The sequence below is a fragment of the Arthrobacter sp. Y3221159 genome (assembly GCF_059089885.1).
On the sequence record NZ_JBNHFC010000027.1, the window covers coordinates 20,441 to 32,958 of the forward strand.

5 protein-coding genes are annotated in these 12,518 nt (G+C 65.9%); 3 read left to right on the forward strand and 2 right to left on the reverse strand.

What is annotated here, in order from left to right:
• Position 1: 1 nt before the first annotated feature.
• Positions 2-1,789, reverse strand: coding sequence for a thiamine pyrophosphate-requiring protein (locus tag AC5RT3_RS19345; RefSeq protein ID WP_494124964.1), 1,788 nt, complete (start codon positions 1,787-1,789; stop codon positions 2-4).
• 38 nt (positions 1,790-1,827) lie between these two features.
• Complete coding sequence (gene glgP / locus AC5RT3_RS19350) at positions 1,828-4,446, reverse strand: alpha-glucan family phosphorylase (protein WP_494053690.1); 2,619 nt, start codon at positions 4,444-4,446, stop codon at positions 1,828-1,830.
• Between the two features lie 191 nt (positions 4,447-4,637).
• Here glgP and AC5RT3_RS19355 point away from each other — a divergent pair, with 191 nt between their 5' ends.
• The 3 genes from AC5RT3_RS19355 to AC5RT3_RS19365 are packed head-to-tail and all read left to right on the forward strand — an operon-like array spanning position 4,638 to position 12,194.
• Positions 4,638-6,680 (forward strand): alpha-1,4-glucan--maltose-1-phosphate maltosyltransferase, encoded by a 2,043-nt coding sequence (locus AC5RT3_RS19355; RefSeq protein WP_494124967.1) that lies wholly within the window; start codon positions 4,638-4,640, stop codon positions 6,678-6,680.
• Entirely contained in the window at positions 6,677-8,473 is a 1,797-nt protein-coding gene (treS, locus tag AC5RT3_RS19360) for a maltose alpha-D-glucosyltransferase (RefSeq protein ID WP_494124965.1), read from the forward strand. The genes AC5RT3_RS19355 and treS overlap by 4 nt, the downstream gene beginning before the upstream one ends.
• A 1-nt stretch (position 8,474) precedes the next feature.
• Positions 8,475-12,194, forward strand: a complete 3,720-nt coding sequence (locus AC5RT3_RS19365; protein WP_494124966.1) for a 1,4-alpha-glucan branching enzyme — start codon at positions 8,475-8,477, stop codon at positions 12,192-12,194.
• Positions 12,195-12,518 lie beyond the last annotated feature (324 nt).

Consider the following 12,518-nt stretch of genomic DNA (forward strand, 5'->3'; position numbering starts at 1 on the left):
GTCAGCCGCCGGCAGGTTCCTCCTGCGACAGGTAGGTATCGAGCAGTTCGGCGGCCCGGCCGCCGTCGTCCTCCGCAGCCAGCCCCTTGCGCATGCTCTCCGCTTTCTCCCTGCCGGCCGGGAACGGGGGCAGCAGCGGAATTTCCGGATCCGTCAGCACCTCGATCACCACGGGCCGGTCCGCGGCGAAGGCCTGCTCCCACGCTTCACCGAGCAGCTCCGGATCCTCCACCCGGATGCCCCCAAGGCCCAGCAGCTCGGCGTATCCGGCGAAAGGAAAATCGGGAAGCTCCTGGCTGGCCGCGAACCGCGGCTCGCCCTCAGACTCGCGCTGTTCCCAGGTGACCTCCGTCAGCTCCCGGTTGTTGAAGACGCACACCACGAACCGCGGGTCCTCCCACTCCTGCCAGCGGTGCGCCACGGTGGCCAGCTCGGCGACACCCGCCATCTGCATGGCACCGTCCCCGGCCAGGGCCACGAGCGGCCGGTCGGGGTGGGCCAGCTTCGCGGCAATCCCGTAGGGAATGGAGCACCCCATGCTGGCGAGGGTGCCGGAAAGGTGCGCCGGGACCCCGGGCGGCAGCACCAGTTGGCGGGCATACCAGTACACGCAGCTTCCGACGTCGACGCTCACCTGCGCGTTTCCCGGGAGCCTGCCATTAAGCTCGCGGACCACGCGTTCGGGGTTGACGGGCAAGGCAGGCACGGCGGCGCGGTCCGCGGCGAGGATACGCCAGCGGCTGACTTCATATTCCACGTCCGAGCGCCACTGGCTCCGCGGGCGGTGCTCGAGCCTACGGCCCAGGGCGGCGAGGGCGGATGCCGCGTCACCGGGCAGGCCCACCTCCACCGGGTAGCGGTTGCCGATCTTCTTCTCGTCAATATCGATCTGCACGGCGCGCGCCGCCCCGGGCGGCGGATAGAACTCCGTCCACGGATCATTGGACCCCACAATCAGCAGGGCATCGCAGTTGCCCAGCAGGTGGGCGCTGGCAGTGGTGCCCAGGTGGCCCATGGTCCCGACGGCGAAGGGGAGCGTCTCATCGACGTACGGTTTGCCCAGCAGGCTGGTGGCTATGCCGGCACCCAGTTTTTCCGCCACGGCCACCACTTCGTCGAAGGCGTGCCGGGCACCCTGGCCGACAAGCAGCGCCACCCGTTCCGAGGAGTTCAGGAGGGCGGCCGCGGCGTCCAGGTCCTCATCCCGCGGCGTTTTGGCGGCGGAACTCCACGAGGGGCTGGTGACCACGATGCCGTGCTGCTGCTCGAGTTGCGGTGCCGGCGCGGATTGGATGTCGTGCGGGACGATGACGACGCACGGCGAGGACGTGGCCTTCGCCGTGCGGAATGCCCGGTCCAGGACCATGGGCACCTGCTCCGGAGCGCTGACCAGCTGGACGAACTGGGATGCGACGTCCTTGAACAGGGCGCCCAGGTCAATTTCCTGCATGTAGGCCGAGCCCAGCACCGTACGGCTCTGCTGCCCCACGATCGCAACCACCGGCACGCCGTCGAGCTTCGCGTCGTACAGCCCGTTAAGGAGGTGGACGGCGCCCGGGCCCTGGGTTGAGGTCACCACCCCCACGCCGCCCGTATACTTCGCGTGGCCCACGGCCATGAATGCCGCCGTTTCCTCATGCCGGGCCTGGACGAACTCGACGCGCCCGCCGGACCGCCGCAGCGCCCCCATGAAACCGTTGATTCCGTCGCCGCTGTAGCCGAAAACCCGGTCCACGCCCCAGGTGGTGAGCCGGTCAACGATCACGTCGGCCACGGTTTGTTCAGTCATGGATCCTCCTGCGTCGGTTCAGGCCGGTTGGCGAAGGGTCAGGCGTTGACGATCAGGCCCAGCTCAGCCTTGGATGCCAGGGCCTCGTGCCGTGGCAGGACCCTGACGGTATAGCCGAAGGAGCCCGAGCGGTCGATCACCAGCGAGCCGCTGAAAAGGTGGCGGCCGTTGCCAAGGTCCTCCTTCACCTGCAGCTCCATCAGGGTGATGTCCGCCAGGGTGTCGCTTTCCTCGGCACGGCCGTAGGCCACCTCCACGCACACGTCATCCGGGGTAAGGCTGTTCAGGGCCACGTAGGCGTTGACCTGCAGGGTGTCGCCGATCTGCGGATCCTCGGAGACGCCCACCGAATCCACGTGCTCCACGTGGACCTGGGACCAGTTGGAACGTACCTTGGCTGACCACGATGCGAGCGAACGTGCCTGCGAGTACGAGTTGGCGATGGCCTTGCGGCCGGCTTCGGCGGCCGGACGGTAGAGGATGTTCACATAGTCGCGCAGCATACGCTCGGCAGAGACGGCAGGGCCCAGGTGCGACAGGGTGTGCTTGATCATCGAGACCCAGTGCGTGGGGACCTTCTCCGCCGCCGACGTCGACGGCCCGGCGGCCCCCGCCGCCTCCGAGACGGTGCTGCCGTAGAACCTTGGCGCCACCTGGGTTTCGAGCAGCTCGTACAGCGCTGCCGCCTCGATGTCGTCGCGTTCTTCCGGTGATGCCCCGTTATTGGCGGTGGGAATCGCCCAGCCGTTCTCGCCGTCGTACATCTCGTCCCACCAGCCGTCCAGGACGGACAGGTTCAGTGAACCGTTCAGCGCCGCCTTCATGCCGGATGTCCCGCAGGCTTCCAGCGGACGCAGCGGATTGTTCAGCCACACGTCGCAGCCCGGGAACAGGGTGCGCGCCATGGCGATGTCGTAGTTGGGCAGGAACGCGATCCGGTGCCGGACCTCGGGGTCGTCGGTGAAACGGACCAGGTCCTGGATCATCTTCTTGCCGGCATCGTCGGCAGGGTGGGACTTGCCGGCGATGACCAGCTGGATGGGGTGGTCCTTGTGCAGGAGCAGTGCCTTCAGCCGTTCCGGTTCGCGCAGCATGAGCGTCAGCCGCTTGTAGGTGGGAACGCGCCGGGCGAAGCCGATGGTCAGCACATCGGGGTCCAGGACGTTGTCCGTCCAGCCCAGTTCGGCGTCGGCAGCGCCGCGCTTCTTCCAGGCTGCACGGAGCCGTTTGCGGACGTCGTCCACCAGCGCGGACCGCATCTCCCGCCGCAGCGCCCACACGTCGGCGTCGCTGACGTTGTAAGCCAGATCCCAGCGGCCATTGGCCTCGGCCTCGCTGCCGAACTGGTCGCGGGCCAGCTTGGCTATCCGGCTGTCCACCCAGGTGGGCACGTGCACGCCGTTGGTTACCGAGGTAATGGGTACCTCGGAGGGGTCGAAGCCGGGCCACAGAGCGGAGAACATGCCGCGCGACACTTCGCCGTGCAGCTTGGCCACGCCGTTGGCGCGCTGGGCCAGGCGCAGGCCCATTACCGCCATGTTGAACACGGCCGGGTTGCCGTCGGTGTAGTTCTCGCGGCCCAGTTCCAGGATCCGGTCCACCGGCACGGCGGGCGCCAGTCCGGCCTGGAAGAAGTGGCTGATCTGCGAGATCTCGAACCGGTCGATGCCGGCCGGAACAGGAGTGTGGGTGGTGAACACGGTGGAGGCGCGGCCGGCCGCCAGCGCTTCATCGAAGGTGAGCGCCTGGTCCCCGGACATGAGCTCCTGGATGCGTTCAATGCCCAGGAAGCCGGCGTGGCCCTCGTTCGTGTGGAACACTTCCGGCGCGGGGCAACCGGTGAGCTGCTGGAAGGCGCGCAGCGCCTTGACCCCGCCCATGCCGAGCAGCAGTTCCTGCTGCAGCCTGTGGTCACCGCCGCCGCCGTACAGCCGGTCCGTGATGCTGCGCGCCGCGTCATCGTTGCCGGGCACATTCGAGTCAAGGAGCAGCAGGGGGACGCGTCCGACGTCGGCCCGCCAGATGTGTGCCAGCAGCCGGCGGCCGTTGGGCAGCGGCAGGGTGATCTGCAGGGGCTTGCCGTTGCCGTCGGGGGAGGGTTCGCGAAGCAGGGTGAGGGGCAGGCCGTCCGGGTCCAGGACGGGGTAGGTCTCCTGCTGCCAGGCGTCCCGGGACAGCGACTGCTTGAAGTAGCCGGCCTGGTAAAGCAGGCCCACGCCGATGAGCGGCACGCCGAGGTCCGACGCCGCCTTCAGGTGGTCGCCGGCCAGGATACCCAGGCCGCCGGAGTACTGTGGCAGGACCTCGGTGATGCCGAACTCGGGGGAGAAATAGGCGATGGACGCCGGCGCCTCCGGCCCCAGGCCCTGGTACCAGCGCGGTTCCTCAAGGTACCGGTCAAGGTCTTGCTCCGCTGCCCGCACCCGCTCCACCACGGACTGGTCGGCGGCAAGCCGCTGGAATTCTTCCCTGCTGACCATGCCCAGGAAGCCGACGGGGTCCTGCTCGCTTTCTTCCCAGATGCGGGGGTTCAACCCCGCAAAGAGTTCCCGGGTGGGGCGGTGCCAGGACCAGCGCAAATTGCTTGCAAGCCGCGCCAGCGGGCGGATGGGCTCGGGGAGGACTGTACGGACCGTAAACCTGCGGATTGCCTTCACCTGCGTCACACTAACGGACAACATGGGCGGCAGGAACCAGCTTTGGGTTTCTTTTGGGTAAATGACAGGGGCGTGCAGGAAATGACGTGCGGCACGACGAGATTAGTGAGCAGGCTTAGCAATCTTGGACTTTTCTCGCTAACGTCGAGCCTGTGACGACTAACTCAGGAATCAGTGCCGTAACAGAGAAAATGCCAAGGGGATCCATCACGGAGGGGCTGCGGTTCGGACGGTTTCCGATCACGGCCGTGCAGCCCGTCGTCGAGGGTGGAAAGTTCCCGGCCAAGGCCCTGCCGGGCGAAGGAATCGTGGTGGGTGCCACCTGCTTCAGGGAAGGCCACGACCAGCTCGGCGTGAGCGCAGTCCTGCTGGACGCGTCGGGCGCAGAGCGCCAGCGCGTCCGGCTCGCGCCGCCGCGGGGGGAACGCGGCATGGGAACCGACCGCTGGGAAGGCATCCTCACGCCGTCGGAAACCGGGCACTGGTCCTTTGTCATTGAAGCCTGGCATGACCGCTACGGCACCTGGCACCACAACGCCGAGGTGAAGATCGCCGCCGGGATTGATGTTGAACTTATGCTCGCTGAGGGCGCTGCGCTGTTGTCCGAAGCGTCCGACGACGACTCCCGGAACGAGGCGGACAGGGCAACATTGCGCTGGGTCGCCGAGAGGCTGGCGGACCGGTCGCTGAGTCCGGAGGAGCGCCTCGCCGCCGGCTTCAGTCACGGAGTGGCGGACATCGTCGCCCGCCAGCCCATCCGCGAACTCGTGACGGTCTCCGAAAAGTACCCGCTCAATGTCGAGCGTGACCGTGCCGGCCGCGGTGCATGGTACGAGTTCTTTCCCCGTTCGGAGGGCGCCGTCAAGGACCACACCACCGGCACGTGGACTTCCGGTAACTTCCGCACTGCCGCCAGGCGGCTGGACGCCGTCGCGGCCATGGGCTTCGACGTCCTGTACATGCCGCCCATCCATCCCATCGGCGTGAAGCACCGCAAGGGGCCCAACAACACCCTGGTTGCCGGTCCGCATGACCCCGGCTCGCCCTGGGCCATTGGTGCCGAGGAAGGCGGGCACGATGCCATCCATCCCGACCTCGGCACGTTCGAGGACTTTGACGCTTTCGTGGCCCGGGCCAATGAGCTGGGCCTGGAAGTTGCCCTGGACCTCGCCCTGCAGGCCGCTCCGGACCACCCGTGGGTAACGTCGAACCCGGAATGGTTCACTACCCGCGTGGACGGCAGTATTGCCTACGCCGAAAATCCGCCCAAGAAGTACCAGGACATTTATCCGCTCAATTTCGATAATGACCCTGAGGGCCTTTCCAATGAAATTCTCCGGATTGTCCTGCTCTGGGTCAGCCACGGCGTAAAGATTTTCCGGGTTGATAACCCGCACACCAAACCTGTTTGGTTCTGGGAATGGCTTATTGCCGAAGTCAACAAAGCAGTGCCGGGCGTGGTGTTCCTTGCCGAGGCGTTCACCCGGCCCGCAATGATGCACGCCCTGGGCCGGGCCGGCTTCCAGCAGTCCTACACCTACTTCACCTGGCGCAACACGAAGAAGGAGATTGAGGACTACTTCCACGAGGTGAGCCACGATTCGCCGGCGTTCTTCCGGCCCAACTTCTTCGTCAACACCCCGGACATCCTCACCCCCTACCTGCAGTTTGGCGGCCCGCCGGCGTTCCGGATCCGAGCAGTCCTGGCCGCCACGGCCAGCCCGCTGTGGGGGGTTTACGCAGGCTACGAGCTTTACGAGCACGTTGCCCGCCCGGGCGCCGAGGAGTACATCGACAACGAGAAGTTCGAATACAAGGCACGCGACTGGGATGCGGCAGCCGAATCCGGACGCACCCTGGCGCCGTTCATCACCCGGCTGAACCACCTGCGCCGGGACCACCCTGCGCTCCAGGACCTGCAGAACCTGACAATCCACCAGAGCACGGACGACGCCACGGTGGTGTACTCCAAGCACAAGACATTGCCTGACGGTTCCAAGGACACCCTCATCGTGGTGGTCAACGTGGACCCGCATGTCACTCGGGAATCCACCGTGACACTGGACCTCGCCGCGCTTGAACTGGATCCGCAGGACCTGACGGCCAATGGCGGGTTCCACGTGGACGACCTCATCTCCGGGGAAAGCTGGGAGTGGGGCGAGTACAACTACGTGCGCCTGGACCCGCATGTTGAGCCCGCACACATCCTCAGCGTGAGGAGAATGCATCAGTGAGTTTTACTGCGCAAAGTTCGGGCCAACACTTCACTCCCAAGAGCACATTCGAGCTCAACGCCCCGGGCCTCCAGCATGATCCGCTGTGGTACCGGAAGGCCGTGTTCTACGAAGTACTGGTCCGGGCTTTCGCGGATGCCAACGGCGACGGGTCCGGAGACTTCTCCGGCCTGATCGACCGGTTGGACTACCTGCAGTGGCTGGGCGTGGACTGCCTCTGGCTGCCGCCCTTCTTCCAGTCACCGCTGCGGGACGGCGGCTACGACATTTCGGACTACAACTCCGTGCTGGACGAGTTCGGCACCATCAGCGACTTCAAGCGCCTGGTGGCCGAGGCGCATGCCCGGGGCGTGCGCGTGATCATCGACCTGCCGCTGAACCACACCTCGGACCAGCACCCCTGGTTCCAGGAGTCCCGCAAGGACCCCGAGGGGCCTTACGGGGACTTCTACGTATGGAGTGACACGGACGAGAAGTACCAGGATGCCCGCATCATCTTCGTGGACACCGAGGAATCGAACTGGACGTTCGACCCCATCAGGCGGCAGTTCTTTTGGCACCGATTCTTCAGCCACCAGCCGGACCTGAACTTCGAAAACCCCAGGGTGATCGAGGCGCTGTTCGATGTGGTGCGGTTCTGGCTGGACCAGGGCATCGATGGTTTCAGGGCCGACGCCATCCCCTACCTGTACGAGGAGGAAGGGACCAACTGCGAGAACCTGCCGGCCACCCACGAGTTCCTCCGGAAACTGCGGGCCATGGTGGACGAAAGCTACCCCGGCCGGGTGATCATCGCCGAGGCCAACCAGCCACCCAACGAGGTGGTGGAGTACTTCGGCACGGAAGCGGAACCGGAGTGCCACATGGCCTTCCACTTCCCGATCATGCCGCGGCTGTACTACGCGCTCCGGGACCAGAAGGCAGCGCCCATCATCGAGACCATGAGGGACACCCCGGACATTCCGGAGGGCGCCCAGTGGGGCACCTTCCTGCGCAACCATGACGAGCTGACCCTCGAAATGGTCACCGCCGACGAACGCGCGGCCATGCTCGGCTGGTATGCCCCCGATCCCCGGATGCGGGCCAACATCGGCATCCGGCGCCGGCTGGCGCCGCTGCTGGACAACTCCCGTGCCGAGATCGAACTGATCAACGCGCTGCTCCTGTCCCTGCCCGGCAGCCCGTTCCTGTACTACGGCGACGAAATCGGTATGGGCGACAACATCTGGCTCGAGGATCGGGACGCCGTCCGTACCCCCATGCAGTGGAACCCCGACCGGAATGCCGGTTTCTCCCACGCGGACCCGGGCAAGCTGTACCTGCCTCCCATCCAGTCGCTGGTGTACAACTACAGCATGGCGAACGTGGAGGCCGAGTCCGCCCATTCCGGTTCCCTGCTCCGGTGGACCCGGCAGATCCTGAGCGTCCGCAAGAACCATGCCGCGTTCGGCCTGGGCGTTTACAAGCACGTGGAGGCCGACCACGACGCCGTCCTTGCCTACCTCCGCGAACTGCCCCATGGCAACCCCGCGGGACTGAACGGCGAAACCGTCCTGTGCGTCTTCAACCTTTCCCAGCACCCCGTGGCAGCCCGGCTGCGGGTACCGGAGTACGCCGGCCGCGGACTGCGGGATGTCTTCGGGGGACAGATGTTCCCCGGAATCAATGACGACGGCACGCTGACGTTGACCCTGGGCAGCCACGATTTCTTCTGGTTGCGCGTCCGGTCTGCGGCATCCAACCCGTCATCGCCCTACACCCAGGCCATGCCCATCCTGTCGATAGAGGAGTGACATGAACCAGCCTATTCTCACGCCCGCCCTGACCGCGCTGCTCCAGGAATGGCTCCCGAAGCAACGCTGGTTTCCCATCAAGTCGCCTGACTTCGAAATGTCCCAGGCCGGGAGCCTGGGGCTTGAAGACCCGGCCAGGCACGCAGCCCTGTCCGTGTTCCTGCTGAACGTCAGCACGCAGGGCTCCGACGGCGGCAGGCGGACTGCCGTGGTCCAGGTTCCGCTGAGCTTCCGGCCCGCACCCGCAGCAGGAATGGAACGGGCGCTTGTTGGCCAGGCGGCCGGCACGGATCCGTCCCGTCCGTGGGTCTACGACGCCGTCCACGATCCCGACTTCGTGGGCTCCTGGCTGCAGCTGATCCGGAATGAAGAGAAGGCTGCCAGCGGCACGGCAGCGGGCTTCAAGGTCCCCGGGAGCTACCGGCTGCCTACCGCGCACGGTGTTGTGAAGGTCCTGTCCGGGGAGCAGTCCAACAGTTCAGTGATTGTGGACGACGGCGAATCGGCAGCGATTGTGAAATTCTTCCGGGTGTTGTCCGAGGGCGCCAACCCCGAAGTTGAGGTGGGGTCCGCCCTGACCTCCGCCGGGACGTCCGAGGTGCCCGCAACCCTTGGCTGGGTGCGGGGGGAGTGGCTGGCCCAAGGCAGGACCCCGTCTGACGGAAAGGGGACCCGCCAGGTGCAGGGCGAGCTGGCCGTGGCACACGAGTTCCTGGCCGGCGGCCGGGATGCCTGGCGCCTCGCGGTGGACGCCGCCCGTTCCGGCACTGATTTCACCACAGAAGCTCGGGCCCTCGGAGCCGCCACCGCAACAGTGCACCGCCGCCTTGCCGAAGCGCTGGGACAGTCCGCCGAAAGCGAACCGGGCAAGGTGATCGGACCGGGAGTAGCCCAGCGCGTCCGCCAGGCATGGGCGGAAGCCGGTCCCGCCGTCGGGCCCTTTGACAAAGAACTGGACGCGCTGCTGGAAGGCCTCGACGGCGTACCCACCGGGCCGCTCCAGCGGATCCACGGCGACCTTCACCTTGGCCAGATCCTGCAGGTCCCGGCACAGGCCGGCCCTGACCGGTGGGCCATCCTCGACTTCGAAGGCGAGCCCCTCCGGCCCATCGCCGAACGGAACGTCCCCGATGTTCCCCTGCGCGACGTCGTCGGAATGCTCCGCTCCTTCGACTACGCGGCGGGAGCTGCCCAGCGCGAACAGGAAGGCGCCCAGGTGCCCGCAGCCTGGGTGGACGACTGCGCGGAAGCATTCCTTGACGGCTACGCCAGCGTCACGCCCGGAACCGTGGACCGGAACGCGCCCCTCTTTGTGGCATTGTGGCTGGACAAAGCACTGTACGAAGTAGTTTATGAAATGCGTAACAGGCCCGACTGGCTGGCGATCCCGGTGAACGCCTCCAGGCGGCTCCTTAGCGGTAACAGCGCCGGCGACCATGCCGGGGCAGCATCGGAAGGTAACGAAATGACAGGCTCAGCACGAACTGACCGCCCGGGCGCACCGCTGCAGGTGGACGACGGCACCTTGGGCAGGATCGCAAACGGTGAACACCACGCCCCGCACTCTGTCCTGGGTGCGCACCTGGACGACTACGGGCACGTCACCATCCGCACGGTGAAGCACCTGGCCGAAGCAGTCAACGTCATCACCTCCGCAGGCGAAACTCCCATGCAGCACGAGGCGCACGGCGTATGGGTGGCGGTCCTGGAACCGCTGCAGCACGGACATGTGCCGGACTACCGGCTCTCGGTCACCTACCCGGGGGCTGAACCAGTGACGGTCGACGAACCGTACCGGTACCTGCCCACCGTCGGCGAGGTGGACCTGCACCTGATTGGCGAAGGCCGGCACGAAAAGCTGTGGGAGGTCCTGGGCGCCCATGCCCGGCACTACAAGTCCTCCCTGGGCGACGTGGACGGCGTTTCTTTCTCCGTCTGGGCTCCCAATGCGCAGGCTGTCCGGGTCAAGGGCGACTTCAACGCCTGGGATGGGCGCGAACACTCCCTCCGCTCCCTTGGCTCCTCAGGGGTGTGGGAACTCTTCATCCCCGGCGTTTCAGCCGGCGCTTGCTACAAGTTCGAAATCCGGACTAGGGCCGGTCACTGGGTGGAGAAAGCTGATCCCCTGGCATTCGGAACCGAGGTTCCACCGCTGACGGCCTCAAGGGTGGTGGAATCCTCCTACGCCTTCAAGGACGACGAGTGGATGGAAGCACGTGCCCAGCGTGATCCGCACAATTCCCCGATGAGCGTCTACGAAGTACACCTCGGGTCCTGGCGGCTGGGGCTGGGCTACCGCGAGCTCGCCAAGGAACTGGTGGACTACGTCAAATGGCTCGGCTTCACCCACGTGGAGTTCATGCCTGTGGCGGAGCACCCGTTCGGTGGCTCCTGGGGCTACCAGGTCACCTCCTACTTTGCGCCGACGTCCCGCTTTGGCCACCCGGACGAATTCCGGTACCTGGTGGACACGCTGCACCAGGCCGGCATCGGCGTGCTGCTCGACTGGGTTCCGGCCCACTTCCCCAAGGACGCCTGGGCCCTTGCCCAGTTCGACGGCGAGCCACTCTACGAGCACGCCGACCCGAACCTTGGCGAGCACCCGGACTGGGGAACCCTGATCTTCGACTTTGGCCGTACCGAGGTACGCAACTTCCTGGTGGCCAACGCCCTCTACTGGCTCGACGAGTTCCACATTGACGGACTGCGCGTGGATGCCGTTGCCTCCATGCTCTACCTGGACTACTCCCGACAGGACGGCCAGTGGCAGCCCAACCGCTTCGGCGGACGGGAAAACCTGGAGGCCATCTCCTTCCTGCAGGAAGTCAACGCCACCGTCTACAAGACGCACCCGGGTGCCGTGATGATCGCGGAAGAGTCCACAGCGTTCCCGGGCGTCACGGCGCCCACCAGCCACGGCGGGCTGGGCTTCGGGCTCAAATGGAACATGGGCTGGATGCACGACTCCCTCAAGTACGCCTCCGAGGATCCCGTCAACCGTAAATGGCACCACGGCACCGTCACGTTCTCCATGGTGTACGCGTTCACGGAAAACTTCCTGCTGCCCATCAGCCACGATGAGGTTGTCCACGGCAAGGGTTCCATGCTGCGCAAGATGCCGGGCGACCGCTGGCAGCAGCTCGCCAACCTGCGCACTTTCCTGGCCTACCAGTGGGCGCACCCCGGCAAGCAGCTGATCTTCATGGGCACCGAATTCGGCCAGGAAGCCGAATGGTCCGAGCAGCACGGGCTCGACTGGTGGCTTGCGGACATCCCCGCGCACAAGGGTCTGCAGCTCCTGACCAAGGACTTGAACGAGCTGTACAAGACCACACCGGCGCTCTACACCCGGGACAACGAGCCCGGCGGGTTCCAGTGGATCAACGGCGGCGACGCCGACCGCAACGTCCTGTCCTTCATCCGCTGGGACAAGGACGGTAACCCGCTGGTGTGCGCCATCAACTTCTCCGGCGGCCCGCACGTCGGCTACACCCTGGGCGTACCGGCGGCGGGGCCGTGGATGGAAGTCCTCAACACGGACCATGAAACTTACGGCGGGTCCGGTGTCCTGAACAAGGAAGGACTCAAGGCCGTCGACGAAGGCCAGGACGGCCAGCCCGCCACGCTGACCGTTACCCTGCCGCCGCTCGGCGCGGCCTACTTCAAGCCAGGAGTTGCAGCACCGAAGGTATCGGGGCGTGGGACAGCAGCCTCCGCGTAGCCTGCCGGCGTGAACCGCATGGAACAGCCCGGAATCCCTGTGATTCCGGGCTTTTCCGTGCCCCGTCACCTTGGTGGCGGGAACCGGCGTCCGGGAGAGTTGGCCATCGCGGCCAAGTGGTGGTAGAGTTTATTTCCGCGCTGGTCCACAGAGTCAGCCGGAAAACCCGACCAAAAAGCTTCACGCTGATGAAGGTCGCGACCGCCGGTTTGACAAGAGTGAAGCCAGCCGGTAAGTTTGAAAAGTTGCTCCGGAGCGATCCTGAATGTTTGGTTTGGGTGGTGCCGGGTGTGTCTGTTGTTTGAGAACTCAATAGTGTGCCAA

What these genes read in the sequence shown, in the direction of transcription:
- AC5RT3_RS19355 (WP_494124967.1), top strand. Translation starts at nt 4,638, where the DNA reads ATGCCAAGGGGATCCATCACGGAGGGGCTGCGGTTCGGACGGTTTCCG.
- AC5RT3_RS19345 (WP_494124964.1), bottom strand. Translation starts at nt 1,789, where the DNA reads ATGACTGAACAAACCGTGGCCGACGTGATCGTTGACCGGCTCACCACC.
- AC5RT3_RS19365 (WP_494124966.1), top strand. Translation starts at nt 8,475, where the DNA reads ATGAACCAGCCTATTCTCACGCCCGCCCTGACCGCGCTGCTCCAGGAA.